At 64.2% G+C, this 26,199-nt stretch carries 23 protein-coding genes; 13 read left to right on the forward strand and 10 right to left on the reverse strand.

The features are described from left to right. Positions 1-388: 388 nt before the first annotated feature. Complete coding sequence (locus LQV16_RS06155) at positions 389-2,023, reverse strand: NAD(P)/FAD-dependent oxidoreductase (protein ID WP_229993027.1); 1,635 nt, start codon at positions 2,021-2,023, stop codon at positions 389-391. 60 nt (positions 2,024-2,083) lie between these two features. After that, positions 2,084-3,010: an alpha/beta hydrolase gene (locus LQV16_RS06160; RefSeq protein WP_229993028.1), complete on the reverse strand. Its 927-nt coding sequence runs from the start codon at positions 3,008-3,010 to the stop codon at positions 2,084-2,086. Positions 3,011-3,517: 507 nt separating this feature from the next. Between LQV16_RS06160 and LQV16_RS06165 the strand changes: the two genes are divergently transcribed. Then, positions 3,518-4,594 carry an alcohol dehydrogenase gene (locus tag LQV16_RS06165; protein WP_229993029.1) on the forward strand — a complete coding sequence of 359 codons (1,077 nt, stop codon included), beginning with the start codon at positions 3,518-3,520 and terminating at the stop codon, positions 4,592-4,594. 6 nt (positions 4,595-4,600) lie between these two features. Further along, positions 4,601-6,427 (forward strand): helix-turn-helix domain-containing protein, encoded by a 1,827-nt coding sequence (locus LQV16_RS06170; RefSeq protein ID WP_229993030.1) that lies wholly within the window; start codon positions 4,601-4,603, stop codon positions 6,425-6,427. A gap of 4 nt (positions 6,428-6,431) precedes the next feature. On the opposite strand, the gene LQV16_RS06175 is transcribed toward LQV16_RS06170, so the two are convergent. Further along, positions 6,432-7,328, reverse strand: coding sequence for a LysR family transcriptional regulator (locus LQV16_RS06175; protein ID WP_229993031.1), 897 nt, complete (start codon positions 7,326-7,328; stop codon positions 6,432-6,434). Positions 7,329-7,439: 111 nt separating this feature from the next. Here LQV16_RS06175 and LQV16_RS06180 point away from each other — a divergent pair, with 111 nt between their 5' ends. The 3 genes from LQV16_RS06180 to LQV16_RS06190 all read left to right on the forward strand — a co-directional run bounded on the left by LQV16_RS06180 (position 7,440) and on the right by LQV16_RS06190 (position 11,528). Beyond that, positions 7,440-8,687, forward strand: coding sequence for a CoA transferase (locus LQV16_RS06180; RefSeq protein ID WP_229993032.1), 1,248 nt, complete (start codon positions 7,440-7,442; stop codon positions 8,685-8,687). Further along, positions 8,687-9,886 carry an acyl-CoA dehydrogenase family protein gene (locus LQV16_RS06185; RefSeq protein WP_229993033.1) on the forward strand — a complete coding sequence of 400 codons (1,200 nt, stop codon included), beginning with the start codon at positions 8,687-8,689 and terminating at the stop codon, positions 9,884-9,886. Before LQV16_RS06180 ends, LQV16_RS06185 begins: the two co-directional genes overlap by 1 nt. 295 nt (positions 9,887-10,181) lie before the next feature. Beyond that, positions 10,182-11,528 (forward strand): MFS transporter, encoded by a 1,347-nt coding sequence (locus LQV16_RS06190; RefSeq protein WP_229993034.1) that lies wholly within the window; start codon positions 10,182-10,184, stop codon positions 11,526-11,528. 43 nt (positions 11,529-11,571) lie between these two features. Here the strand turns inward: LQV16_RS06190 and LQV16_RS06195 are convergent, their stop codons facing one another. Next, entirely contained in the window at positions 11,572-12,363 is a 792-nt protein-coding gene (locus LQV16_RS06195; RefSeq protein ID WP_229993035.1) for an NAD(P)-binding domain-containing protein, read from the reverse strand. A 122-nt stretch (positions 12,364-12,485) separates the two neighbouring features. Then, positions 12,486-12,899 (reverse strand): carboxymuconolactone decarboxylase family protein, encoded by a 414-nt coding sequence (locus LQV16_RS06200; protein ID WP_229993036.1) that lies wholly within the window; start codon positions 12,897-12,899, stop codon positions 12,486-12,488. 138 nt (positions 12,900-13,037) lie between these two features. On the opposite strand from LQV16_RS06200, the gene LQV16_RS06205 reads away from it, so the two are divergent. After that, positions 13,038-13,667, forward strand: a complete 630-nt coding sequence (locus LQV16_RS06205) for a TetR/AcrR family transcriptional regulator (protein ID WP_229993037.1) — start codon at positions 13,038-13,040, stop codon at positions 13,665-13,667. A 107-nt stretch (positions 13,668-13,774) separates the two neighbouring features. On the opposite strand, the gene LQV16_RS06210 is transcribed toward LQV16_RS06205, so the two are convergent. The 3 genes from LQV16_RS06210 to LQV16_RS06220 form a co-directional block, all read right to left on the reverse strand. After that, positions 13,775-14,437, reverse strand: a complete 663-nt coding sequence (locus tag LQV16_RS06210) for a DUF2182 domain-containing protein (RefSeq protein ID WP_229993038.1) — start codon at positions 14,435-14,437, stop codon at positions 13,775-13,777. A gap of 105 nt (positions 14,438-14,542) precedes the next feature. Then, entirely contained in the window at positions 14,543-15,148 is a 606-nt protein-coding gene (locus tag LQV16_RS06215; protein ID WP_229993039.1) for a DUF1326 domain-containing protein, read from the reverse strand. A gap of 228 nt (positions 15,149-15,376) precedes the next feature. After that, complete coding sequence (locus tag LQV16_RS06220; RefSeq protein WP_229993040.1) at positions 15,377-15,580, reverse strand: hypothetical protein; 204 nt, start codon at positions 15,578-15,580, stop codon at positions 15,377-15,379. Between the two features lie 58 nt (positions 15,581-15,638). Here LQV16_RS06220 and LQV16_RS23555 point away from each other — a divergent pair, with 58 nt between their 5' ends. The 3 genes from LQV16_RS23555 to LQV16_RS06230 all read left to right on the forward strand — a co-directional run bounded on the left by LQV16_RS23555 (position 15,639) and on the right by LQV16_RS06230 (position 17,331). Then, complete coding sequence (locus LQV16_RS23555) at positions 15,639-15,770, forward strand: hypothetical protein (RefSeq protein WP_290369340.1); 132 nt, start codon at positions 15,639-15,641, stop codon at positions 15,768-15,770. Positions 15,771-15,797: 27 nt separating this feature from the next. Further along, on the forward strand, positions 15,798-16,370 hold the full coding sequence (locus LQV16_RS06225) for a GNAT family N-acetyltransferase (protein ID WP_229993041.1): 573 nt from the start codon (positions 15,798-15,800) through the stop codon (positions 16,368-16,370). 148 nt (positions 16,371-16,518) lie between these two features. Further along, positions 16,519-17,331, forward strand: coding sequence for an IclR family transcriptional regulator (locus LQV16_RS06230; RefSeq protein WP_229993042.1), 813 nt, complete (start codon positions 16,519-16,521; stop codon positions 17,329-17,331). Between the two features lie 193 nt (positions 17,332-17,524). Here LQV16_RS06230 and LQV16_RS06235 read toward each other — a convergent pair whose 3' ends face one another. After that, on the reverse strand, positions 17,525-18,661 hold the full coding sequence (locus tag LQV16_RS06235; RefSeq protein ID WP_229993043.1) for an aromatic ring-hydroxylating dioxygenase subunit alpha: 1,137 nt from the start codon (positions 18,659-18,661) through the stop codon (positions 17,525-17,527). A 77-nt stretch (positions 18,662-18,738) separates the two neighbouring features. Beyond that, a complete protein-coding gene (locus tag LQV16_RS06240; protein ID WP_229993044.1) occupies positions 18,739-19,974 on the reverse strand; it encodes an FAD-dependent oxidoreductase in 1,236 nt (411 codons plus the stop codon). A 245-nt stretch (positions 19,975-20,219) separates the two neighbouring features. On the opposite strand from LQV16_RS06240, the gene LQV16_RS06245 reads away from it, so the two are divergent. The 4 genes from LQV16_RS06245 (at position 20,220) to LQV16_RS06260 (ending at position 26,098) form a co-directional block, all read left to right on the forward strand. After that, positions 20,220-20,570, forward strand: a complete 351-nt coding sequence (locus LQV16_RS06245; RefSeq protein ID WP_229993045.1) for a bifunctional 3-phenylpropionate/cinnamic acid dioxygenase ferredoxin subunit — start codon at positions 20,220-20,222, stop codon at positions 20,568-20,570. A 34-nt stretch (positions 20,571-20,604) separates the two neighbouring features. Further along, positions 20,605-22,548, forward strand: a complete 1,944-nt coding sequence (locus tag LQV16_RS06250; protein ID WP_229993046.1) for a BCCT family transporter — start codon at positions 20,605-20,607, stop codon at positions 22,546-22,548. A gap of 68 nt (positions 22,549-22,616) precedes the next feature. Then, complete coding sequence (gene purU, locus LQV16_RS06255; protein ID WP_229993082.1) at positions 22,617-23,570, forward strand: formyltetrahydrofolate deformylase; 954 nt, start codon at positions 22,617-22,619, stop codon at positions 23,568-23,570. A 20-nt stretch (positions 23,571-23,590) separates the two neighbouring features. Next, complete coding sequence (locus LQV16_RS06260; RefSeq protein WP_229993047.1) at positions 23,591-26,098, forward strand: FAD-dependent oxidoreductase; 2,508 nt, start codon at positions 23,591-23,593, stop codon at positions 26,096-26,098. Positions 26,099-26,199 lie beyond the last annotated feature (101 nt).

A 26,199-nucleotide genomic window follows, 5' to 3' on the forward strand; every position in this document is an offset into this window, starting at 1 on the left:
ACGGGGTCGGCGCCGGGCGGATCGGAGCGGTCCGCGCCGGCCCCGATCAGGCCAGCAAGCGCGGCAGCGGACGCGGCGACGGCCTCCACGGCCGCCCTGCTCTCCGCACTCCATGCTGTCCTGCTGTAAGCTGTCCTGCTGTCCATACCCACAGCATCTCAGGACGCACCGACAATAAAGATGACACTGTCTGCAATGCAGCGCGACGCCGGCCCCGGCCAAGGCACCGAGACTGGTTTACGGTCTAGAGGCTGAGGCCGGGTCGCTGAGCTCCCCGTCATGATCCGGCAGATCCGGGAAATGCCTATCGGAGGTACCGCCCAACGCAGAACGGCGGCCACCACTCCCCCAAGGTGTGGCAGCCGCCGTCGCTAGCGTCTGATTGTGGTTACTCCGACGGAACGAGCACCTTCAGTTCGAAGCCTTCGTAGCCCGCGTCGCGGACTTCGGCAAGCTTGTTCCGGTAGTTGCCAAGGCCGCCAAGGTAGAACATGACCGTCTTCTTCTTGCCCGGGATGTTGGCACCGAAGATCCAGGAGTCGGCCTTCGGGAAGAGCGTCATGTCGGCAATCTGCTGGCAGGTGACGGTCCAGGCTTCTTCGGCCTCGGCCGTCGGCTCCACGGACGCCACCTGGCCGGTTTCGGCGTCGTTGATCAGCTGGGAGATCCACTCAACCTGGGCCTCGATGCTCGGCGGCAGGTTGGTGAAGGGGCCGTTGGGGCCCAGGATCATAAACATGTTCGGGAATCCTGCGGTGGTGACACCGAGGTAGCTGGTGGGACCGTCCTTCCAGTGCTCCTGGATGGTCTCACCATTGCGGCCACGGATGTCCATCCGCGTGTAGTTTCCGTCGACGGCGTCGAAGCCGGTGGCAAAGATCAGTACATCGAGCTCGTGCTCCACCCCGTCCGAGGTCCTGATGCCCTTGGGGGTCAGCTCGACGATCGGCGTCTCCTTCACCGATACCAACTCGACGTTGTCCCGGTTGAACGTGGCGTAGTAGCCGCTGTCGCAGAGGGGGCGCTTGGCGTAAAGATCGGTGGGAGTAAGCTTGCGGGCCGTCTCCGGGTCCTTGACGATCTCGGCGATCTTGCCGCGGACAAATGATGCGGCGGCTTCGTTGGCTTCCCGGTCCGTGGCGATGTCGCCGAACGTGTTGAACATGAAGCGGAACCCGCCGCCTTCTTCCCAGGCTTTCTGGAAGACGGCCCGGCGGTCTGTTTCGGAGACGCTCATGGCCGGCACGGTGCTTTCCTCGAATCCGAAGGCGACGCCGGAGCCTCGGACCTGCTCCCAGATTTTTCCGTAGTCCTTCTTGACGGAATCGACGTACTCCTGCGTGACAAGGGTGTTGCCGACCGGAACGCTGTACTGCGGGGAGCGCTGGAAGACAGTGAGGTGTCCCACCTTGGGCGCGATCGCGGTGATGATTTGCAGGCCGGTGGATCCGGTGCCCATTACTCCGACCCGCTTGCCTGTAAGGTCCACTCCTTCGGGCCACGCACCTGAGTGGTAGATCTTGCCCTCAAACGAGTCGATGCCCGGGATCTTGGGAACATTGGTGGCCGAGAGCAGGCCGAGGCCGTTGACAATGTACTTCGCGGTGATGGTTTCGCCGGTGTCGGTGCCGATCACCCATCGGTTAGTCGATTCGTCGTACCGGGCGGAAGTGATTCCGGTATTGAGCTGGATGTCCTTGCGCAGTTCGTACCGGTCCACGACGTGTTCCAGATACTTGAGGATTTCCGGCTGGGTCACATACTTGTGGCTCCAGTTCCATTCGTTCAGCAGTTCGTCGTCGAACGAGTAGCGGTACACGAAGCTCTCGGTGTCCGACAGGGCACCCGGGTACCGGTTCCAGTACCAGGTGCCGCCCACGCCACCGGCGCGGTCGAAGGCGCGGACGCTGAGGCCCAGTTCGTTGCGCAACTTGTGCAGCATATAGATGCCGCCAAAGCCTGCGCCAACGACGACGGCGTCGAGTTCAGTGCTGGGGGCGGTGCGCCCCTGCTCTTCAGCCATGATGAAATACTCCTTTGTGTTTCAGGTCTTGTGTTGTGAAGTGGCCGGGCTCAGTACGGTTCAGTACTTGTACCAGCCGGCGATGCGGGCGAGTTCGGCGTCGGCGACTCCGGAGTTACCGGCCAGGAACGGGTAGACGTGCTGCTGGCCTTCGCCGATGGAGAGGGTCACGTCGACGCCGGCCGCTTCGGCAAGTGCGTTCAGCCGGGTGGCGTTGTCGAGGAGGGATTCGGCCGAGCCTGCGGTCAGGTACAGGCGGGGGAACCCGGTGAAGTCGGCATAGAGAGGGTTGGCCAGAGGGTTCTGCGGGCTCACGGAAGCTCCCAGGACACCGGCAATCATGCCCTCGAGCAGCGGAGCACTAATCAGTGCGTCCGTGGCGTCGTTGGTGACCAACGTTTCGCCCTTGTTCTCCATGTCCAGCCATGGTGAGAAAGCGATGACCTGGCCGGGAAGCGGTTCGCCCTGCTCCTTGAGCGCCAACGCTATGGCGATCGCCAGGTTGCCTCCGGCAGAGTCACCGACCGTGGTGATGTCGTGCGGGTGGATTCCGCTCTCGACGAGGGCCTTGAACACGGCCACGCCGTCTTCAACCTGGGCCGGGTGCGGGTGCTCGGGTGCACGGCGGTAGTCAGGGACAAACGTGACGACGCCGACTGCCTTGGCAACGTGGCCGGCCAGCTTGCGGTGGCTTGCGGCGGACCCGACCGCGAAGCCGCCGCCGTGGGTGTAAAGCAGCACCTTCGTTCGGTCCGCGCCTTCCGGGAATGCCCAGATGCCCGGGACGCCGCCGACGACGTCTTCCTTGTACGTGACCGCTTCGGGTTCCCGGGTGGGCTGGTGCCACTCGTCGAACATGCTGCGGAAAAGCCGCATGGTCAGGTCCGGGGTGGTGGCCATGATTTCGGACCAGTCGGCGTACAGGTCACGGAGGGGGTCGGTCGCCTGAACTGTTTCAGTGACGTCTGCGTCGGTTGAGATTGACATCTCATACTCCTTCGTATGGAAAACATCCCGGGAGTGGCCCGGAGGTGAAGTGGATCGGAATCCTGGTGCGATTTGCCGCTAGATATAGCGTGGATCACATCTGTGCCGGCTCAGTGTTCCACTTTGAAACACCGGGCCGGGTCAACGGTTGCAGCCGTGGAGAGCAGGCGCACCGCGCCCTTGGAAGCCTGGGAAGCCGCTGTACCGGGTGCCCCAATGAGCCCGTAGATGGCTGCTGCCAGTCGGCTGACCGGGTGACGTCATGCGTGATGAAGTGAGCGGAACCTCCGGCGTCCGCTGATCTCCTCGGCCACTGCCTTCCCGGCGGCTTCCCTGACGTCGGTGACAACGACTTTGGCCTCTTCGGCGCCGTCGAGTAGTGCGTGCGACCTGCCAATGGACTATTGCCGCCTGCGCATAAAAGGGGCCGCGATTTAGTATTGGATACTTATCAGAACCGGTGTCATTCTTGAATCAATACAGTCTGCGCAACGATGCGAGGTCACCATGCACGCTTTTGCCGTTTTCCAAGACAGCCCCGAGATCCAGGACATCGAACTGCCGGACCCCGTGCCGACAGGAACCGAAGTCCTCTTGAGGGTCATCCGTTCCGGCGTGTGCCACACGGACACCCACCTTCGCGAGGGCTCCTACGATCTAGGCAGCCGGGGGGCCTTGAAGCTGGTTGACCGCGGTGTCACCTACCCGCTGGTCATGGGGCACGAAGTCGTCGGCGTCGTCGAGCAGGTCGGGGACAGCGTGCACGGGTCCAAAGCCGGGGACATCAGGCTGGTCTATCCGTGGATCGGCTGCGGCCATTGCCGGGATTGCCTTGCCGGCCGCGACAACGTCTGCGCCAACGGTCGCAACCTCGGAGTAGCGGAGCACGGAGGCTACGCCGAGAAGATCCTGGTCCGCGACGAAAAGTACCTGGTGGATATCGAGGGCCTGGACCTCAGCTGGGCGGCCACGCTGGCCTGCTCCGGGCTGACGGCCTTCAGCGCCGTGAACAAGGTCCTTCCGCTTGGACCCGACGAACCCGTCGTGGTGATCGGCGCCGGCGGAGTGGGGCTCACTGCCATCGCGACCCTCAGCGCGCTGGGGCACAAGGCCATTTGCGCCGTCGACCTTTCCGAACGGAATCTCGAGCTGGCGCGGCAGGTTGGTGCCACGATCACGGTCCAATCCACAGATCAAGGCCTCAGCGCGAAGATCGTCGCGGCCACCGACGGCCCCGTGGCAGCGGTGATTGACTTCGTGAACAACAGCCAGACGGCGCCGGTAGCCTTCGACTCCCTGCGCAAGGGCGGCCGGCTGATCCAGGTCGGGCTCTTCGGCGGCGAACTGACGGTACCCACCGCGCTCATGGCCCTCAAGATGCTCACGATCCAGGGCAGCTTCGTGGGGACCCCGGAGGAGCTGAACCAGCTCATCGCCCTGGCCAAGCAGGACGCCATTCCCCACATCCCGATCATCGATGCCGAGCTCTCCGCCGAATCTGTTGGCGAGAGCCTGGACAAGCTGACGCACGGTGGCGTCCCCGGACGCGTTGTGCTGCGTGCGGCAGTCGGAGCCCGGGGCTGACCAGCCATGCAAAATCCCCGGAAGGTGCCCGATGATGCCCTGCGCGTTGCCCGGGAACATCTCATCCGCCGTGGCCTCCGGGATGGGATCCAGCTGACGGAAATCGTCTCCCCTGATATTGAAAACAGCTGGCGCCGCTCTATCGGTGTGGAGGCTTCGGCAAGGCCTGAGGCATTCCTGTTCGTCAACGATTTCGATCCGGACGGAATCCTTATCCGGGCGGCCAAGAGCGTGATGGACCACTGGCTGGAAAGCCTCAACGGTATGGGCATTTCCCTATTCCTCAGTGACCAGTCCGGTCAGATAATTGCCCGCAGGCTCGGTGACAGGGCGCACGGCAACCGGTTCGACGAGGCATTTGCCGCCGAAGGATTCAGTTTCTCGGAACGCTCTGTCGGCACGAATGGGCTGGGTACCCCCATCGAAGGGCGCCAAGCCGTGTTTGTCCGCGGAGCCGAGCATTTCAACGAGGCACTGGCACCCCTCTCGTGTTCCGGGGCACCGATCCTGCACCCCGTCACACGCCGGGTGATCGGGTCCATTTCCTTCGCCTGCGATACCGGTTTGGACAACCCGCTCATGCTGGCCATGGCCCGGGAGGCCGGCAGCCAGATCGAACGTCGATTGCTCGATCTCGGCAGCGCAACGGGACTCGCCCTGGGGATGTCGCAACTGCGTCTGAGCTCCTCCACGGCCCCGGTCATCATGCTCGACGCCCAGGCAGTCATGACCAACGTCTCCGGCCTGGCCGTTATGAGCAGCGAACTGCACACCACCTTGTGGGAACAATTGCGTGGCCTTGAGTGGACCGGCGCCAAACAAACCATCGAAATTCCGTCCCTGAACGTGGATGCCACGGTCCAGCGAATTGACGATTCCGGCGGGAGTTCGGCCTTCGCCCTGGAGCTCTCCCGCATTCCGGACGCCGCCAGTAATCCGCGGAAGGCCGAGCCAGAAGGGTCCGGCGGCAATTCCTCGGGCGTGGGAGCAGCGTTTCCACACGTCATGCGCAATGCCTTTGACCGGGCAGGTCAGGGGCCCGGGGCGATTGCCGTCTGCGGGCAGGGCGGCTCCGGCAAGCTCCACCACACACTCGCCTGGCTCAATGGGCAGGACTCCGGTCCGAACCCGCTCATCCTCGATGCCTGCCTGCTTCCCGGGGAAAAGGACGCCACCTGGTTCTCTGACTGCCGCGAGGCCATCGCAGTAGGCCGAAGCGTTGTCCTGCGGCACCTTGAGGATCTTCCCCGGAGCGAGCTGAACAGGCTCAAGGCCCTGGATGCGGCGGTGCGCCAGCGGCCGGATGGGCCGCCGACAGCCACTGCCGCTCCTTCTCCGGCCCGCCTGGTTCTTACTATGAATCCCGAGGCGTGCCCGGACTTCGTCTCGGACGTGGTGTCCCAAATCGCTGCGCGTGTGGATGTGCCGTCCCTATCCGCGACCAAGGAACGCATCCCCGTGCTGGCAGCACATTTCCTGGACGCGGCCGCACCTGCAGACAGGTCCACACTCTCCGCAGTGGCACTGCAGGGACTCATGCGCTGGCGGTGGCCTGGGAATGTTGCCGAACTGCGAGCCACCCTCGAGTCGCTGTCGCGAGCACATCCCGGACGCGTACTGCAAGCCAATGACCTCCCTGAACATCTCAGGAACACGGGCAGGCGCAAGCTCTCCAAACTCGAATCCCTTGAGCGCGACGCGATCGTAGCCGCACTCGAACACAGCGGGGGGAACCGCTCGGTCGCCGCGGAATCCTTAGGCATGGGCCGAACCACGCTTTACCGGAAACTCCGCGTTCTGGGGATCGAGACACCCGAGTCCATGGCGACCTGACGTGTCATCCGGCGCGGGGCAGGATCCTCTCAGCCAACTCCAGGACCGCCCGCAAGGCAGGGCTGGAGTTATCCCGGCGCCAGGCCATACGCAGCTCCACCGGAATCGTCTTGTCCACAAGCTTCACGAAACGCACATGGGAATCCGTCACCGATTCAGCCACGGAGGACAGCGTGAGCGTGCAGCCCACCTCCGCCGCTACCAGTGAGAGTGCCGTCCAGGAATCCGGGACTATCTGAACGATGTCGAGCTCGAACCCGGCGGCGTGCGTAAGCCGGCGGAGCCGGTCGTTCAACACGGCCCCTGCATGCGGCGGCAGCGAAACAAAGGTGTCGCCTTGGAAGTCAGCCATCCGGGCCTCGGCGGCATCGGCCAGGCGGTGGCTTGCCGGTACGGCGACGACGAGGTCCTCCGCCGCAAGCAGCCGCGTTTCGATACCGGCAGCAATGTAGTCCCAGCGTCCGAGGGCGATGTCCATGTCGCCACTGAGGACACGGTCCATGGCGGGCTGCGCAAAATTCTGGCTGAAGAGCTCGATCTGGATACCCGGGTGGTCGCGCCGGACCTCCCGGGCGAGCCGGCCCACGAGGGTGTGGGTAGAGGCGCCGGCATAGGCAACCCGGACGCGCCCGACTTCTCCCTTGTCCGCGGCACGGACCGCGATGCTCGCCCGGCGCGTGGCATCGATGATCTCCGTTGCCGGTCCGATGAACGCTTCTCCGGCGCCCGTGAGCTTGACGCTGCGGGTGCTTCGGTCGAACAGGCGGGTTCCCAGCTCACGTTCCAGCTGCTGGATACTGCGGCTGACCGGAGGTTGCGCCATGTGCAGTTTTTCTGCGGCACGGCCGAAGTGCAGCTCTTCTGCCACCGCCAGGAAGGCGCGGATCTGTTGGATTTCCATGCAAGTGATTATTGCACCTGACGCAACAAAAGGGCCATTAATAAGTATTGGACGGATAGCAATGCCGTCCGTCATGGTGGATGGAGAGAACACTATGCGAGGAGCCCATTGATGGACAGCCAACACTCCGCCACCTCTGAGACGTCGGCATTCGGCCGCAGTTCAGATGGTCCGCTCAGCGGCATCCTGATCGCAGATTTCGGCAGGGTGCTGGCCGGGCCGTACTGCACCATGCTGCTGGCCGATCTCGGCGCCACCGTCATCAAGATTGAGAGCCCGGCCGGTGACGAGACCCGGGCATGGCGCCCGCCCACCCGCGGAAATGACTCGACGTACTTCCTCTCGATCAACCGCAACAAGACCTCGATCAAGCTCGACCTTCGCGATCCGGACGACCGCAGGACGGCCCAGCGCATCGCGGAACGGGCCGACGTCGTGGTCGAAAACTTCAAGCCAGGTGACCTGGTGCGCTACGGGCTGGACTACGACACCGTCGCCGCGACCAATAAGGACGTTGTCTACGCCTCGATCACGGGCTTCGGGACCGCCGGCGGCGCACAGCTCCCCGGCTACGACCTGCTGATCCAGGCGCTGTCCGGACTGATGGACCTCACCGGGGCGCCGGACACCGAGCCCTTCCGATCCGGAGTTGCGGTGTTCGACGTCATCACCGGCCTTCATGCCTGCATCGGCATCCTCGCTGCCCTGCGGCACCGGGACCGCATCGGGGAAGGCCAGCTGGTGGAAATGAACCTGATGTCCTCCGCGCTCTCCGGCATGGTGAACCAGACAGCGGCAGTGGTGCTGGGTGGAACCGCTCCGGCCAGGCTGGGCAACGAACACCCAAGCATCTACCCGTACGAACCTTTCGACACCGGCGACGGGAAGCTTGTCATTGCGATCGGCAACGACTCCCAGTACCGCACCTTCTGTGCCACCATCGGCCGGCCGGAGCTGGCCGTGGATCCGCGTTTCGAGAAGGCGCCGCTGCGCAGCGCCAACCGAACGGAACTGCGGCCACTCCTGGTGGAGTGCCTCTCCACCCGGACCGCCTCCGAGTGGTTCGACATCCTCACCGAAGCGAAACTGCCCTGCGCACCGATCCAGGATCTGAAGGCCGGGATCGAGTTCGCCGAGCGGATCGGCCTTGAGCCCGTTGTGACGGTGGGCCACGGAGAGAATGCGCAGCCCGGCGTGCGCAACCCCATCCGGCTGTCCAAGACCCCGGTGAGCTACGACCTCACACCGCCCGACCTGGACAGCGGCGCGGAGCTGGTGCGGACCTGGCTCGGCGCGGACGAACACGTTTTGGCCGGCGCCATTGCCGGCACTCCCACACGATCCCCACAGGAGCACTGATGACCACCGCAACGGACCTGTCCGTCAATTCCGATTTCTATGTCTTGGACGACTACCTCAACGACACAGACCGTGCCCTGATCGCCCGGGTCCGTTCCTTTGTCGAGCAGGACGTCACCCCCATCATCAACGAATACTGGGAGAAAGCGGACTTCCCGTATCAGCTGGTACCAAAGTTCGCGGAGCTGGGCATCATCGGCACCGCCATCCAGGGCTACGGCTGCCCGGGCCTCACCCGGCTGCAGACCGGCCTCGTCGCGATGGAACTCTCCCGCGGGGACGGGAGCATCAACACCTTCAACGCGGTCCATTCAGGCCTGGCGATGGGCAGCATCAACCTGCTCGGCAGCGACGAGCAGAAACAGCGCTGGCTGCCGCCCATGGCCAAACTGCAAAAGCTGGGCGCATTCGCGCTGACGGAACCGGCGCACGGCTCGGACTCTGTGGCGCTGGAAACCTCAGCGCGGCTGGACGGCGACCATTACGTCATCAACGGATCCAAACGCTGGATCGGGCTGGGCCATGTTGCGGACCTCGTCATCATCTGGGCCCGGGACACCGCGGACCAGAAGGTGAAGGCGTTCGTCCTGGAAAAGAACGACGACGGCACCTACCCCGCCGGCTACCACGCCGAGGCCATCACGGGAAAGATGGCGAAGCGGGCCATCCAGCAGGCACAGATCGAGATCGAGGGCCTGCGGATCCCTGCGGAAAACCTGCTGGCCAAGTCGAAGTCCTTCCGCGACGTCGGAGCGGTGCTCAACACCACCCGCAGCACCGTGGCCTGGGAATCGCTCGGCCATGCCACTGCCGCCTACGAGATGGCAGTCAAATACGCCCGGGAACGCGTCCAGTTCGGTCACCCGATTGCCAGCTACCAGCTGGTGCAGAACAAACTCGCCAACATGCTCGCGGACCTCACAGCCATGCAGCTGATCTGCTTCCGCACGGCGGCGCTTCAGGACGAGGGCAGGCTCAGCAACGAGCAGGCTTCCCTGGCCAAGATGTTCACCGGAGACAAGGCACGAACGCTCTGCCGGGATGCCCGGGACCTGTTCGGCGGGAATGGAATCCTGCTGGAAAACCATGTGGCCCGCCACCTGACCGACATGGAAGTGGTCCATACCTACGAAGGTACCGACTCCATCCAGTCACTGATCCTGGGGCGGGAAATCACAGGCGTCTCGGCCTTCTCCTGATCTGTTTCGTTTTCTCTGGAACAAAGCACGGCCATCCGCACTGGAGGGCCGTGCTTTGTCGTTAAGGGCTCACGGGTTGTAAGCAGGCCTGGATGCCGCCGGTGTTTCAAAGTGGAACACCTGTGAGCTACACCACACTTCTATGGTGGAAGAAGGCACAGCGCGGCGGTTACACCAGAGCCCGCTGCCGCACGAACACCGCGCAAACGACGCCTGCGTCGTGCGCTCCCCCAAAGGCACGAGGCCACACTGGCCGGCAATTCCCCCCAACGGTTCTGTTTCAAAGGAGAAACAAATGACAAGCACAACAGCATCGCGGCCCGCGATGACTCCCCGCCGAGCAGCGATAGCCGCGCTCCTCGGCAGCACCCTCGAGTACTACGACTTTTTCGTGTACGGCGCCGCGGCCGCCCTCGTCTTCAACGTGCTGTTCTTTCCATCCGGCGACCCCACCGTTGCGCTGATCGCATCGTTCGCCACCTTCGCGGTGGGCTACGTGGCACGGCCTGTCGGTGCGGTGGTGATGGGACACTTCGGCGATCGAATCGGCCGCAAACGCGTCATGCTTGCCACAGTCGTCATGATGGGCATCGCATCCTTCGCCATCGGCTGTCTCCCGACGTACGACCAGGTAGGCCTGTTGGCCCCGGCACTGCTGGTGGTCCTGCGCGTGGTTCAAGGCTTCTCCGCGGGGGCCGAGTCGGCGGGAGCCTCAACATTGACCGTTGAACATTCCCCGGTCGGGCGCCGTGGGTTCTTCACCAGTTTCGTTATGGTTGGCTACGCAGTCGGCTGCTCGCTGGCGACCATCGTATTCCTGCCGGTGGCGCTCCTGCCCGCCGAACAGCTCTACACCTGGGGCTGGAGGATTCCGTTCTGGCTCAGCGCCGTCGTCGTCGTTATTACCTACTACGTGCGGAGCCACCTGGACGAAACGCCGGTGTTCGCCGAGGCGAAGGAAGAAAGCGCTGTTCGCAAGCTGCCGCTGAACGACGTGTTCAAGCATCACTGGCGCGACGTGATCCGTGTCGCCGGAGCGTCACTGATGGCAGCGATGCAGACTTTGTTCGCTGTGTTCAGCCTTTCGTACGCAACCTCAGTCGGGGTGGACCGGAGCGCGATGCTCGCCATCATCTCCGGAGCAATTGCCCTGTCGATTGTCACCATCCCGGCGGCCGGCTACCTCTCCGACGTCATCGGCCGGAAGCGAACCATGCTGATCGCCTCTGCGGGCTGTTCGCTCACGATCTTCGGGTATCTTTGGGCGATCTCGACGACGGATATCTTGCTGATCGCGATTTTCGCGTTCCTCAACATGTCACTGTTCTTTAGCTGCTATAACGGCGTGTGGACGTCGTTCTTCGCCGAGCAATTCCCGGCACCCGTTCGGTTCACTGGCATGGCCGTCAGCAACCAGCTCGGCAACCTCCTGGCCGGCTTCGCTCCGATGGTCGCTGCAATTCTCCTTAAGCCTGGCCCGTCGGGCTGGCTTCCGGTGGCAATTTTTGGCGCAGTAGCCGCCGGCATCGCCGCGATCGCGGTGATCGGACTGCGCGAGACGTCCAAGACCCCGACGGAACTGCTCGGTGGCCCACGAGCGGCGGACCACGTGCGTCAATTGGACTCCGCCACAGCCTCCTGATCCCGCTCCCAGGCGGGCGTGTCCCCGCTGGCCATCATCCGGCTCACCCGTCTGCGGAATCGGTTCCCAGCAGTGAACGCGCCTGGAGGATTGCCTGTTCGACGTCGTCGTTGAGGTCTCCGGTGGGCAGTGAGCCGAGTTCACCGCGGAGCAGCCCCACATCCTTGAGCAGCAGGTCGTACTGGACGTCGACGAGGTTATCGCTCATCCAGCTCTGTCCGGTCGACACGCCTATCACCTCGAAGAGGTCCGAGGCGGGTACTCCGTGCTCGGCTGCGAGGTTGAGCATCCGTGCGGTGGCGGCCAGGTTGTAGGTGGCCAGGGCGTTGTTGAGGAGTTTCACCAGTGCGGGCTGGCCGTAGGACTGCATCCGGAAGACACGGCCGGAGATGTCGGCCAGCAGTTTGTCCTCGGCCTCAGTGGGGGCGGGTCCGGCGAGGAAGATGGTCATCGTGCCGTGGCGTGCCCCCTGGGGGCCGCCTGAGACCGGGGCCTCGAACGCGCGCCAGGAGCCGGGGGCCGAGGAGAAGATCCTCCGGGCGTCCGCCGGCGCGAGCGTTGTGTGGACGAAGACGGTCAGTGGCCGTTCGGTGTGGGCCTGGAGGGCCTCGAACACGGACGAGACCTGGTCCGCCAACCGCACCGCAATGTGGACACTGTCCACGGAGGGCCAGTCCACAGCCGCCAGGTCACTGCCGGCCGGCGATTTGTTCTCCTCCGACCACTCGCGGATGCGGTCCTGGTTGAAGTCGTAGCCGTAGACCTTCTGTCCCAGTTCGGCGAGGTGTGCGCCGATGTTTCCACCGATGGGTCCGAGTCCAATTACCAGATGCATGAGCGTTCCTTATGTGTGGGAGTTGAGGTTGTGCGGGGGGATGCCGGGCCGGACTGACGGGTTATCCAGGTTGCCAGCTGGATCGGCGGGTGTCATGAGGACGTCAGAGCGGGGGAATCGCCTCAGTCCGTGGGGGTCTCCGGGGTCAGGCCGCGCTCTGCCATGACTTCCTTGACGAGGGTCAGGGCGTTGAGCACGCGCGGGAACCCGATGTAGGGGATGCAGTGGATCAGGGCACCAACGATCTTCTCTTTTGTCAGGCCCACGTTGAAGCCGGTGTTGATGTGCAGCTTCAACTGGGGCTCGGTGCCCAGGGCGACCAGCGTGGAGATGGTCACCATGGTCTGCTCCTGCTGGGTCAGGCCGGTCCGGGAGTAGATGTCTCCGAAGGCGAAGGAGACGATGTAGTCAGACAGGTCCTCGTCCAAGCTCTTGTAAGACTCCACGAGCTTGACGTGGTCGAAGGTGTTGGTGTGCTCGGAGGAGACGAGCTCCATCATGCGGTCGAGTCCGCGCTGGTATCGATCTGTGGCCATGTCGGCGCTCCTAAATTGCGTAGGGTGGTTGTGGGCGTGTCGGGTGCCGGCCCGCTTCAACCAATTTTGAAACGCTACGTTGCGTAGCGTTAGTACTAACTTTAGCGCTTCAGGCGCACAACTGGAAGGGGCGTGGATGTGGCTAATCCCACAGGGGCGGGCGAAGGCGGAATCGTCGAGGCCGCCCGACCCGCAGACACGGGTCGGCGCGCACGGACGGAGAAGTTGATTCTTGACGCCACGCGGGAGATGCTCGCGGAGGTCGGAGTCAACGGCCTGACTGTCGAGGGCGTGGCGAACCGTTCCGGCGTGGCCAAGACGACCATCTACCGCCGGTATCGGTCAAAAACCGACCTCGCCCTGGCCGTCCTGCTTGACTCGGTCGAATACCTGGGGACCACGCCGGATGTTGGGGATACCTACGCCGAACTGGCGGAGGTAGTTGACCGCACCATCGAGCTTCTTAACTCCACCCTGATAGGCCGCATCATGCAGGGCCTCGTATCGGAGATCGCTGCGGACCCTGAGCTCGCCCTTGCTTACCGGGAGCGGGTGGTGAACCGCCGGGTGGCGGATGTGCGCCGTCTGGTGGAGCGGGGCATCTCCCGGGGAGACCTGAGGCCGGACGTCGACGCCGAGATGCTCACCGATCTCCTGCTGGGGCCGATCTACTATCGATTCTTCCTAAGTGGTTCGCCGCTGGATGAAGGCTTTGGGGTCCGGCTCGTCAGCACGCTGTTTTCGCGCGGCCCCGCCCAGGGTGCATAGCTGAGATTCGCTGATGGTGCGGGGGCGAGGCCGACGTCGACGGTGTCCTCCCTTCGAAAGGGGCCCACCACTCAGATCACCTGACGCGCTCCCCCGCCGCCTCCCACTCACATAGGCGCAGTCATGTGGAGCCCGGGCAGCAGCTCAGGGTGCGCCGGGACGAAGAGCGCGAAGACGATCAGCGAGACTCCAGTGATCCGGCTGAAGGCGGGTCCGTATTTCCACGTCTTCTCCAGGAAGATAACTACCGTGATCGCCACCATCCATGCCAGGTTCATCACGCCGACAGCGATCAGCACGACCATTAGCCCCCAACAACATCCGACGCAGTACACGCCGTGGTACACGCCCACGCGGACATCCCGCAGGCGGCCCTTGTATCCGGATACGTGCAACAGGAATGCTATGGGCGACCGGCAGTGCCGGAGACAGAAATCCTTCAGCGGGGTCAGCTGGTACACGCCCGCCGCCACCAGCACTCCAGCCCCCACCCAAGGTGCTAGATCCGGCGCATCCTCAGCCAGCAGCGCAGACAACGCCGCGGCCGCGTAGGCAACGACTCCGAATCCGATCCATGTCAGAAGGTAACCGCCGACCAAGGCAGTTGTCCGGATGGCCCTGACCCTGCTGCTGCGTACGGCACGGATGGACCTGAGATACGCCGAAGTGAGAGGCGCCAGCGCCGGCAACATCATGGCTGCCATCATCAGCGTCCACACGCCCAGGAAACCCCAGAGCCTCAGTCCCATGGTTCCCGGGCCTGTGGACATGTCGGCGAGGCCTAAGAAAGTGAGGTACCACGCCAGTGCAGCGCACCCGATCAACGCCAACTCACCGGCATGGTGGCTAACTGTCAGGCCACTTCTGCCCGCCACCTAAGCGGACCAGGCGAAGGGAGCCGAGAAAGAGTTCTTCCCGGCATTATCCCAAGTCATCCCGAACACGTCGACGCGGGCGGTGCTGGATGTGCCGGCTGCCAGAGTGTCGGCCGGGAATCCGATCCCGCTGACTTTCACTCCTCGTCCTGTGGGATCCAGGGGAGACACGAAGTCCTCGACCGCCATGTCGACGGCGCTGCCAATACGGACCTGGTGGATACGCCCGTCGTCGGCGTAGGCCATTTCCAGGGACTCCATTCCCGCCATTTCACCGATCAAAGGGGCGAGGCCCTCCATGGGTCCGCCGAGCTGACCACCGAAGACTCCACCGAGCGCCTCGGCCTGCTCAGCTGAGGCAGCGGCATCCATCAGAACTCCGACTTTCCAGCCCCCGTCACTCATTACGGCCGGAGTATCGGCTACGACGCAGACTGTCAGACCGCCGACGTCGACACCGTTTACTTCGCCAGTTTCCACGTGGAAGGCCAAAGCCACGTTGCAGCGTTCGTTATCCGCCGGTGCGGTCAGCCCTGAAGTCGAACACGGGCAGACCATATCGCAATTGCAATTCTCAAAATATGTACCCTCGACATGCCACGGCATTTGGGGCTCCTTTCGAAGTGGCACCCCCAAAAGAAAGTCTCCTCGCGGCCCTGAGCAGTGTCAACGCTGGGCGGCGGCCTATGCAAAAGGCCATTCTGGGCCGCCCTGCGCTTCGAACGGAGGGGTGCGACGAGCCACAAGATACCGGGGCATCGCTCCCCCGGAAACCGGCACCGAATGACCCGGGTTTCGACCCTCTCGGTCAGTTCCAACGATGCGCCACCGCGGCTAACTGGCCGGCGTCACGACGTCCTCCAGCACTGACCTGTCGAAGAAACGGAGCTCGCCCGTCGCCTGGAAAAACACTGGAACTACTGAAGTGTTCGCGTCCTTCGAGGTCTCGTAGATCTCGGGCGCGCTCCCGTGCTTTCGCGCAATGGTTCCAATCAAGTCGGTGCCGCGAACCCGGACGGTTCGATATTTATAGCTCATTTGGACCCCCTCGTCTGCCAAGGCAAACCCTACTCCTGAGAATGCATAAACTGGGCAGGTGGTAATCCTTACCGACGCATCCACCGCCACCGCCTTCCAACGCCTGCGCGAGGACCTGTTGCAGGGGATGCATGGCGCCACCTCCCGCACCGAAGCCATCGCGATGGCCCACAGCGACGGCCTGCGTTAGGCCCGGGACCGGGAGGCATCCACGATATTGGCAATCGAGATTCGTCCGGCGACGCAGTTCGAGGACGTACGAACAGTGGTTGGACCCAAGCGGCCCGATGCGACCGTGTGCTGGTGCCTGAGCTACCGCATCCCTTCCAAGCAGAACGTGCAGTTGCATGGCACGGAGCGCGGCGCGCTCATGAAGCAACTCGTGGGACAGGATCCGCCGCCCGGGGTACTCGCGTACGACGGCGACGACGTGGTGGGCTGGGCCGGCGTCCATCCACGCTCCGACACCAACTTTGCCCGCAACCGCAAAATTCCCCACGTGGACGACCTCGACGTGTGGTCGGTGTGGTGCATCCGGGTGCGGCCCGGGCACCGCGGCGAGGGAATCGCCCATCAGCTGCTACACGGTGCGGTCGACTTTGCCCGCAGCCACGGTGCGCCTGCCATCGACGGCTACCCCGTCGACAACCAGGGCAGCCACGTCGACCTGACCATGGCCTACGTTGGCACCCGGAAGCTCTTCGAACGGGCCGGGTTCACGAAGGCTGCCGACACCGACTCCGTGATTAATGGGTTTCCCCGCGTGCTCATGCGCCTGGAACTGCCTTGATTGCAGGACGCGTCAATCCACTTAACGCAATGTCGGCCCCGTCACACCTCACGGCATAGGATCGAAACTGTGGAACTAACCGAGAGGACGCTACAGGCGGCCTTGTGGCGGGTAAGCAAGCCGCAGAAACTACTTGAGAGTATGGATCATGGCTTCGAAAAATGACCCCGAATCCGACATCGATGGGGAGTCAGGCCAGCACGGCGGCGTCCAGTCGGTGGACCGGGCCCTTATGGTCCTGGAAATCCTGGCGCGGGACGGCCATGCGGGCGTGAGCGAAATCGCCGACGAGATGGGCATCCACAAGTCCACAGTCTCCCGGCTGCTGGGTTCGCTGGTGAGCAGGGAAATGGTCCACCAGAACACTGAGCGCGGAAAGTACCAGCTGGGCTTCGGCATCCTGAGGCTGGCAAGCTCGATTCCCGGGCGGCTCAGCCTGGTCCGCGAGGCGCGTCCCATACTGGAAAGCCTGGCTGAGGAATTCAAGGAGACCGTGAACCTCGCCGTCTTGCGCTCCAACTACGCCGTCAACGTGGACCAGGCCATGGGCCCGTCAACACTAGCCACCTACGACTGGGTGGGCAGCCTGACGCCGCTCCACGCGACCTCCAGCGGAAAGGTCCTGCTGGCAGCACTGTCCGCGGACGAGCGGGACCGCGTCCTGAAGGAGACCGGGCTTCCGGCCCGGACGCCGCGGACCATCACCAACAGGAACAAGCTCGAAACCCAGCTCCTGGACGTGGCCCGAGACGGCTACGGAGTGGTCCGGGAGGAGTTCGAAATCGGGCTCAACTCGATGTCTGTGCCGGTGTACAACCATGTGGGGGCCGTGATCGGCGCAGTCAGCATTTCCGGGCCGGCCTTCCGTTTTGATCCGGAGACGGCGCCGGGACTCCTCGAAGCGCTGAAACAGGCGGGGCTGCAGATCAGCGCGAAGATGGGCTACACCGGGCATCGGTGATCGAGCCCCAAGCCGGGTTGCGGTCCTTCGCGTAGGAGCGCATCGCGGTCGAACGCGCCACGAAGGTCGCCCAGCGACCTTCGTGACGCCTTTCGGCCGAAGCGGCGTCCCGAGGGCCCCGACGCGAGCTTGCCAGTGTCGGGGAGGGACTTCCGCGCTAAGCGACGGCGAAGCGCCGCAACCCGGTGAAGCTTCAGGAACGGGGCACGATGTCCCCCACCTTCTCCTGCACCCAGTCATGGAAGGCGCCGATGTGGTGCTCGCTCGGGACCAGCACCCCGCCCTTGGCGTAGACTTTCGAGCCCATGGCCGGCTGGCACCGCTCGCAGGCGTCGAAATCCTGCTGGTTGACGCGGTGGAACAGCTCCACAGAAGCGCTGACGTCCTTGCCGCTCTCCACAACGCTGGGCACGTACAGCCAGTCGCACTCCACGATCGTGTGGTCCGCGGCCATGGGGAACATGCGGTGGATGATCACGTGGTCCGGGACCAGGTTCACGAACACTGTGGGCTTGATGGTGATGGCGTAGTACCGGCGGTCCTGGTCCTCGCTCACCCCGGGAATCAGGTCCAGCCCTTCCGAACCGTCCACCGTGAAGCCCTTGACATCCTCGCCGAATTCGGCCCCGTGGCCCACGAAGTACTGCGCAGCCAGGCCGTCAGCGAATTCCGGCAGGACCTCCGTCAGCTCCGGGTGGATAGTGGCGCAGTGGTAGCACTCCATGAAGTTCTCGATGATGAGCTTCCAGTTCGCCTTCACGTCATAGCGGATGCGGCGGCCCAGGCTGAGGTTGGCCACGTCGTAGCCTTCGATCGCCTTGAGGTCACCGAGCCGTTCCTCGATGGCACCCATAACCTCTTCTTCGAATGACGGCGGCTCATCGGCCAGGCACACCCATACGTAACCCAGGTATTCACGGATATGGACCTTCACCAGGCCGTACTCGTCCCGGTCGATGTCCGGCATCTTGGTCAGGTTGGGGGCCGCGATGAGCTTGCCCTCGAAGTCATAGGTCCAGGCGTGGTATGGGCACTGGAACGAGCGTGCGGCTTCGCCTTGCTCTTCCATGCACAGCTTGACGCCCCGGTGCCGGCAGATGTTGTAGAAGGCACGGATTCCGCCCTTGCGGGTGCGGCTGATCAGCACGCTCTCCCGCCCGATCTGGACTGTCCGCCAGGCGCCTGCCTTGTCCAGGTCGGCGGACCGCACGGCGCAGAACCACATCTGCTCAAAGATCCGCTCCTGCTCGGCCCGGAACACGGCCTCATCCACGTAGGTGTAACCGGGCAGCGTGGGAATCAGACTCGGGGCACTTACCTCAACAGACAATATGTCCTCCTAACGAACAAAAGATCAACGAAACAACGCAGCGGAAATTGTAGGGACAGGTCTCAGGAACACGGTATTCAGGACACGACGGCGGCCCCCATCAGCGCGGAGGCGTCCGCACAGGCAGCTTGCCCGCTGGGCGGGCCGAGCGGCCGGTCGGGTGCAGCGAGCAGGCGCCGCCACTTGGTGAACAGCCGCGGCTGGTTCATCCCGAGGACCGCCACCGGGACATCACCGCGGTAATACACGGCAAGACAGCTGTGCGTCAGGACGTCGCCGACTTCGACCTCCAGCCGGTCGTAGCCGGCGCAGTGGCCTGCGAACTGCAACTTGACGCCATACTGGTCGGACCAGAAATAGTGTGGCTTGGCCGGCTTCGGAGCGGCATCAGCGTCCAGCAGCGCCTCAACGGCCAGGGCCGCACGCTCCAGGGCGCCAGTCCAGTGCTCCACCCGGCGGTGCGTGCCCGCTATTTGGTCGAACCAGGCGGCGCAGTCCCCTACGGCCACGATTCCCGGAATATTGGTGCGGCCCATGGCGTCACACAGAACGCCGCCGTCGAGCGCAATTCCCGAACCGTCCAGCCAGCTGGTGTTCGGTTCGGCGCCGATGCCCACCACGACGACGTCGGCGGCCACATAGCGTCCGCCGGCCAGCCGGAGTCCGGTGACGTTGCTTTCGCCGCTATAGAAGTCCTCTATAACGGCGGAGGAAATGAGTTCCACGCCGTTGGCGGCGTGCAGCCCGGCCACGGCGCCGCCCATCTCTGTGCCGAGTTGGGCCGCGAACGGAACCGGCTTGGTGTCGATCATGGTGACTTCCATGCCACGCGATGCGGCGGCCGATGCAACTTCCGCGCCGATGAAGCCGGCGCCGATCACGGCCATCCTGCTGCCGGGCACGAGCTCGGGGGCGAGGCTCTGCGCGTCCGCGAGCGTGCGTAGCGTGAACACATTGCTCAGTCCGGCCAGGGTGGGCAGCTGCCTGGCCCTCGCGCCGGTGGCAATGACGATGCCGTCGGCCTCAACGGTGCGGCCGTCCTTAAGGACGATGGTCCGAGAGGAGGAATCCAGGGACACGGCCTCGGCACCGAGCAGCCATTCAGCCTGAAGCTCGTCGGCGTCGGATTCCAGGAAGAGGTCCGCGGCAGTGATGGCACCGAGCAGGAAGTCCTTGGACAGCGGCGGCCGGTCATACGGACGGTGCGGCTCATCGCCGATGATGACCAGCCGTCCGGTGAAGCCTTGGGCGCGGGCTGCCCGTGCGGCCGAAAGGCCTGCCAGGGAGGCTCCCACAATCGCAAGCGTCTGCACTTCGACGCCCCCTTTCAATTGCTTCTTACGCAACAACAATCGCTATATGCAACAGAGTGATCTATGCCACGGGCACTGTCAAGGGTCCTCCTGCCGAGAAGACAAGGGTCCGCAATAGAGAGGAAAAGTCTTGACAACCCCTGTGACCTACCGCACTCTGTTGCTTATTGCGATCGCTGTTGATCCCTGCGGAACAACGCTCCGGCGGTTGCCCAGGATCCCCCTACCGGAAAAGAGGTCCATCCATGCACAAGGCATGCCCGCTCAGCGAACTGGCACCCGGGGAAGCGCTCCGCCTAAACACGTCGCCGCCCATCGCGGTGTTCCACACGGAAGACGGCGAACTTTTTGCCCTTGATGACACGTGCACCCACCAGGACGCCTCCCTGGCCGACGGCTGGGTGGAGGACTGCTGGGTCGAATGCCCGCTGCACGCCTCCAGGTTCAATTTGCGCACAGGCGGGGTGGACGCCCCGCCCGCCAAACTGCCCGTCCGCCGGCACGAAGTCAGCGTGATCGACGGCGACATCATGATCACCGAATCCGACGAGGTACCCAACCTCCCTCCTGGCCTGACCGTGGACGGCCACGTCTAGCACCAGCCCATGAATCCGAACAAAGGACTTCCTCATGGCATTGAACAGTGACATCGGCATAGACAGCGACATCGACATCGACGCGGACACCGGCACCAACGCCCCCGCCCTCCTCCCTCCCGCAACCCTGGACACGGAGGACTGTGAGCAGCTCCTGCAGGAGCTGCGTCATACCAAGACCGAGCGGGCGGTGACGGAACGCCGGAACCGCAAGCTCACCCTCGACAAGGTCACTTTCGGAATCACGGGAGCGTGCGCCGTCGCCTTCGTGCTGTGGGGCTTCCTCGGAAGGGACAGCCTCTCTGCCACATCGCAAGGCGTTCTTGACTGGGTCATGGAGTACACAGGCTGGCTCTTCATGGTCCTGGCCTCGCTCTTCGTGGTCTTTGTCCTGTGGCTGGCCCTCGGCAAGTTCGGCAACATTCCGCTGGGCAAAGACGGCGAAAAACCCGAATTCCGCACCATCTCCTGGGTAGCCATGATGTTTGCCGCCGGCATGGGCATCGGGCTCATGTTCTACGGCGTGGCCGAACCCCTCTACCACTACGTTTCGCCGCCGCCCGGAACCGTGGATGGACGGACCCCCGCAGCCATCCAGACCGCCATGGCCACCTCCATCTTCCACTGGACCCTGCACCCGTGGGCCATGTACGCCGTGGTGGGCATCGCCATGGCCTACGGCACCTACCGCCTGGGCCGCAAGCAGCTCATCTCCGCGGCCTTCACCTCGCTCTTTGGCATCAGGATGGTTGAAGGCCCTGTCGGCAAGTTCATCAACATCCTGGCCATCTTCGCCACGCTGTTCGGCACCGCTGCCTCGTTGGGCCTTGGCGCTCTCCAGATCGGCAGCGGCCTGACGTCCAACGGCTGGGTCGGGGAAATCGGTACCCCTGTGCTCGTGGTGATCGTCGCCATCCTGACGTCCTGCTTCGTGGCCTCTGCGGTATCCGGCATCAGCCGCGGCATCCAGTGGCTGTCCAACATCAACATGGTCCTGGCCGTCGTCCTGGCCCTCATCGTCTTTGTTGCCGGCCCCACCCTCTTCATCCTGAACCTGATCCCCGCCGCGGTGGGAGACTACGCCAGGGACCTGGCGGAAATGTCCTCCCGGACCGAGGCTGTGGGAGACGAGGCACTGCGGAGCTGGATGTCCAGCTGGACCATCTTCTACTGGGCCTGGTGGCTGTCATGGACACCGTTCGTTGGCATGTTCATCGCCCGCATCAGCCGGGGCCGCACCATCCGGCAATTTGTCACCGGAGTACTGCTGGTTCCCAGCATTGTCAGCGTGATCTGGTTCGGCATCTTCGGCGGCACTGCCTTTGGCATCCAGCAGCAAGCCGACAAGACGGAGAACCCCGCCGACGGCCTCGTCAAAATGGTCGACGGCGCACCCTCCATATCCTTCGACGGCGCCCTCTTTGACTTGATCAAGAACCTGAACATGCCCGACTGGGCCACCGCTGCAGTCATCGTCCTGGCCATGGTCCTGGTGGCGATCTTCTTCATCACCGGAGCGGACTCAGCCTCCATCATCATGGCTTCCCTGAGCTCCAACGGATCCAGCGAACCCCGCCGCGGGCTGGTGATCTTCTGGGGCCTGCTGACCGGTGGGGTGGCCGCCGTGATGCTCCTTGCCGGCGGAGATGAACCGTCCGAAGCGTTGTCCGGCCTGCAGCGCATCACGATCGTAGCCGCCCTGCCCTTCGTGGTGGTCATGCTGCTGCTATGCATCGCCCTGGCCCGTGACCTGCGCCGCGATCCGCTGGCCTTGCGACAGCGGCTCGCCACAACCGTCGTCGAACGCGCCATCCGTACCGGCGTGGAACAGCACGGAGGCGTGCAGTTCGATCTGGTGACCAAGCATGAATGCGACGGACGGTGTGCCGAGGACACGCGCTGCCCCGGCGAGGCCAAAGTCAACGAGGCCCAAGTCAACGAGGCCCAGCGCAGCGAATCCGCCGGCGCCACCAACTAGTCGACACCAACTAGGAGTCAATCGTGACCACAATTCTTGAAAGCCGCCAAGCCGGCGCCATTCCCCCCGTGACGGCCGAGACCGCTGCCGCCCGCTCAGCACGCGGGACCCGCACGGCCGATTTCGTCCTCACCCTGGCCTGCCCGGAGAGACCCGGCATCGTCCGGGCAGTCACCGGTTTCCTGGCCGACCGCGGCTTCGACATCGTGGAGCATCAGCAGTTCGATGACCATGTCAGCGGGAACCTCTTCCTGCGCACGGCCTTCACTGGAGGGGGTTCCGGCAACGGTGATCGGGTCCGTCGTGAGCCCGGTTTCGACGGTCTCGACTACAAGCCCGACAACAAGGACGTGGAACTCCTCACGGCCGATTTCGGGGCGACGGCCGACGAGTTTGGCATGGATTTCAGTTTCCACGACGGCCGGCCCAAGCGGCTGCTGGTCATGGTCTCCAAGTTCGGCCACTGCCTGAACGACCTGATCTTCCGCTGGCGGGCGGGCAGCCTGGGTGCGGAGATCGCCGTCGTGGTTTCCAACCACGAGGACCTGCGGTCAATGGCCGAAAACGCGGGGCTGCCCTTCATCCACGTTCCGGTGACGCCCGGAACCAAACCGGAAGCCGAGGCGCGGCTGCTGGAACTCGTCTCCGAGTACGGCGCCGACCTGGTGGTCCTGGCACGTTACATGCAGGTGCTGTCGAACGATCTGTGCACTAGCCTGCGCGGCCGGGCCATCAACATCCACCATTCTTTCCTGCCCGGATTCAAGGGCGCCAAGCCGTACCACCAGGCCTATGACCGCGGTGTGAAGCTGGTCGGGGCCACCGCGCACTACGTGACGCCAGACCTCGATGAAGGCCCGATCATCGAGCAGGAGGTCTTCCGCGTGGACCACAGCCTGGACCCCGATGCCTTGGTGACGGTGGGCCGGGACGCTGAATCACAGGCTCTGTCCCGGGCGGTCAAGTGGCATTGCCAGCACCGTGTCCTGCTCAACAACACCCGCACCGTCGTATTCCGCTAACGCGAACCAGGAGAAACACTATGAGCGCATCACCACGCGTCGTCATCATCGGCGCCGGCATCGTCGGCACCAACCTTGCGGATGAACTCGCCAGCCGAGGCTGGAACAACATCACGGTGGTCGAACAGGGGCCGCTGGAACTGGCCGGCGGTTCCACCTCGCACGCCCCGGGCCTGGTCTTCCAGACCAACCCCTCCAAGACCATGACGGAGTTCGCCAGCTACACGGTGGACAAGCTGCTCTCCCTCAGCGCCGGCGGAGAGTCCTGCTTCAACCAGTTGGGCGGGCTCGAGCTGGCCACCACCGAGGCGCGGCTGCAGGACCTCAAGCGCAAGTTGGGGTACGCCACTTCCTGGGGCATCGAAGGCCGGATCATCGACCCCGACGAGTGCGAGAAGCACTACCCGCTGTTGAACACCGGCAGCTTTTCCGGCGGCAACAAGGTCCTCGGCGGCCTCTACGTCCCCACGGACGGCCTGGCCTCCGCGGCCCGCGCCGTCCAGCTGCTGATCAGCCGCACCCGCGAAGCCGGCGTGACGTACCTCGGCTCCACCACCGTGACGGGCATCGAACAGACCGCAGGCAAGGTCACGGGCGTCGAAACGGCCGACGGCGTCATCCCGGCGGACATCGTCGTGTCCTGCGCCGGATTCTGGGGCCGCGAACTCGGCAAGATGGTGGGCCTGAAGGTGCCGCTGCTGCCGCTGGCGCACCAGTATGTGAAGACCACGTCACTTCCGGAGCTGGAGGGCCGGAACGAACTGCCCAACGGCGCCCGCCTGCCCATCCTGCGCTACCAGGACAAGGACCTGTACTACCGCGAGCACGGCGACCGGATCGGCATCGGCAGCTACGCGCACCGCCCCATGCCCGTGGACATGGAACAGCTGCCCCGCGTCGGCGCGGAGGAGATGTCCGATCACCGCATGCCCTCCCGCCTGGACTTCACCATGGAGGACTTCCTGCCGGCGTGGGAGGACAGCAAGGACCTCCTTCCCGCCCTCCGCGGGGTGCAGATCGACGACGGCTTCAACGGCATCTTCTCCTTCACTCCCGACGGCGGGCCACTCATGGGCGAGTCCCCCGACGTCGAGGGCTTCTTCGTGGCAGAGGCCGTCTGGGTCACGCATTCGGCCGGTGTCGCCAGGGCAATGGCCGAGTTGCTCATCGAGGGACAGTCCCGCACCGACCTGCACGGCTGCGAGCTCACGCGCTTCGAAAAGGTCCAGACCAGCGACCAGTACGTCAGCGAAACGTCCCAGCAAAACTTCGTGGAGATCTACGACATCCTGCATCCGCTGCAGCCCAAGGAATCCCCCCGTGACCTGCGCGTCAGCCCTTTCAACGTCCGGCAGAAGGAGCTGGGAGCGTTCTTCCTGGAGTCCGCCGGTTGGGAACGCCCGCACTGGTTCGAGGCCAACCGCGGCCTGCTCGATGAGCTGCCGCCGCAATGGCAGGCACCGGAGCGGGACGAGTGGTCCGCCATGTTCCACTCCCCCATCTCGGCGGCTGAAGCGTGGAAGACGCGCACCGCCGTCGGCCTCTATGACATGACGCCGCTGAAGCGGCTCGAGGTCACCGGCCCCGGGGCCATGGGCCTGCTGCAGCGGCTCAGCACTGGCAACATCGCCAAAAAGCCGGGTGCCGTGACGTACTGCCTCCTGCTGGCGGACGACGGCGGCATCCGCAGCGACGTGACCGTTGCCCGCCTCGCGGAGGAAAAATTCCAGCTGGGCGCGAACAGCAATGTGGACTTCGACTACCTGCGCGTCGAAGCCAGGAAGCAATCGTCAGCGGATCCGGCCCGGTGGGTGCACGTATCCGACATCACGGGCAGCACGTGCTGCATCGGGCTGTGGGGCCCGCTGGCCCGTGAGGTGATCGGCAAGGTCAGCGGGGACGACCTCAGCAACGACGGCCTGAAATACTTCCGGACCAAGGAGATTTCGGTGGGCGGCCTCCCGGTCACGGCCATGCGGCTCTCCTATGTCGGCGAGCTCGGCTGGGAGCTCTACACCACGGCGGACTACGGGCTGAAGCTCTGGGATCTCCTCTTCGAGGCCGGAAAGGAGCACGGCATCATCGCGGCCGGGCGCGGCGCGTTCAACAGCATGCGGCTCGAGAAAGGCTACCGACTGTGGGGCACGGACATGACCTCCCAGCACCACCCTCACGAGGCCGGCCTGGGCTTCTCTATCGCCAAGGACAAGGAAGGCTTCGTGGGATGCGAGGCGCTGGCCGCCCGCAAGGAACAGCCGGCCACCAGGGCGCTTCGGTGCCTGACCGTGGACGACGGCACGTCGGTGGTGCTGGGCAAGGAACCGGTGTACGTCAACGGTGAAGCCGCCGGATACGTCACGAGCGCGGCGTACGGCTACTCGGTGCGCAAGCCGATCGCCTACGCCTGGCTGCCTGCCGCCGTGGGGATCGGTGATTCCGTGGAAGTTGAGTACTTCGGCAAGCGCATCGCGGCGACCGTCACGGCCGAGCCGCTCTTCGATCCCGGCATGGAGCGGCTCCGCGGCTGACGCGAACCGGGGGTTGCCGGCTAGAAGACCGGCAACCCCCAGGCCGGCGGGCCGTTCGCGCGAACAGGCAAAGGCCCCGCTTCCCGCCGCCAGATGGCACT

It is taken from the genome of Arthrobacter sp. Bi26 (assembly GCF_918697925.1).
GTDB lineage: Bacteria > Actinomycetota > Actinomycetes > Actinomycetales > Micrococcaceae > Arthrobacter.

What these genes read in the sequence shown, in the direction of transcription:
- LQV16_RS06155 (WP_229993027.1), bottom strand. Translation starts at nt 2,023, where the DNA reads ATGGCTGAAGAGCAGGGGCGCACCGCCCCCAGCACTGAACTCGACGCC.
- LQV16_RS06160 (WP_229993028.1), bottom strand. Translation starts at nt 3,010, where the DNA reads ATGTCAATCTCAACCGACGCAGACGTCACTGAAACAGTTCAGGCGACC.
- LQV16_RS06165 (WP_229993029.1), top strand. Translation starts at nt 3,518, where the DNA reads ATGCACGCTTTTGCCGTTTTCCAAGACAGCCCCGAGATCCAGGACATC.
- LQV16_RS06170 (WP_229993030.1), top strand. Translation starts at nt 4,601, where the DNA reads ATGCAAAATCCCCGGAAGGTGCCCGATGATGCCCTGCGCGTTGCCCGG.
- LQV16_RS06175 (WP_229993031.1), bottom strand. Translation starts at nt 7,328, where the DNA reads ATGGAAATCCAACAGATCCGCGCCTTCCTGGCGGTGGCAGAAGAGCTG.
- LQV16_RS06180 (WP_229993032.1), top strand. Translation starts at nt 7,440, where the DNA reads ATGGACAGCCAACACTCCGCCACCTCTGAGACGTCGGCATTCGGCCGC.
- LQV16_RS06185 (WP_229993033.1), top strand. Translation starts at nt 8,687, where the DNA reads ATGACCACCGCAACGGACCTGTCCGTCAATTCCGATTTCTATGTCTTG.
- LQV16_RS06190 (WP_229993034.1), top strand. Translation starts at nt 10,182, where the DNA reads ATGACAAGCACAACAGCATCGCGGCCCGCGATGACTCCCCGCCGAGCA.
- LQV16_RS06195 (WP_229993035.1), bottom strand. Translation starts at nt 12,363, where the DNA reads ATGCATCTGGTAATTGGACTCGGACCCATCGGTGGAAACATCGGCGCA.
- LQV16_RS06200 (WP_229993036.1), bottom strand. Translation starts at nt 12,899, where the DNA reads ATGGCCACAGATCGATACCAGCGCGGACTCGACCGCATGATGGAGCTC.
- LQV16_RS06210 (WP_229993038.1), bottom strand. Translation starts at nt 14,437, where the DNA reads ATGTCCACAGGCCCGGGAACCATGGGACTGAGGCTCTGGGGTTTCCTG.
- LQV16_RS06215 (WP_229993039.1), bottom strand. Translation starts at nt 15,148, where the DNA reads ATGCCGTGGCATGTCGAGGGTACATATTTTGAGAATTGCAATTGCGAT.
- LQV16_RS06220 (WP_229993040.1), bottom strand. Translation starts at nt 15,580, where the DNA reads ATGAGCTATAAATATCGAACCGTCCGGGTTCGCGGCACCGACTTGATT.
- LQV16_RS06230 (WP_229993042.1), top strand. Translation starts at nt 16,519, where the DNA reads ATGGCTTCGAAAAATGACCCCGAATCCGACATCGATGGGGAGTCAGGC.
- LQV16_RS06245 (WP_229993045.1), top strand. Translation starts at nt 20,220, where the DNA reads ATGCACAAGGCATGCCCGCTCAGCGAACTGGCACCCGGGGAAGCGCTC.
- LQV16_RS06250 (WP_229993046.1), top strand. Translation starts at nt 20,605, where the DNA reads ATGGCATTGAACAGTGACATCGGCATAGACAGCGACATCGACATCGAC.
- LQV16_RS06260 (WP_229993047.1), top strand. Translation starts at nt 23,591, where the DNA reads ATGAGCGCATCACCACGCGTCGTCATCATCGGCGCCGGCATCGTCGGC.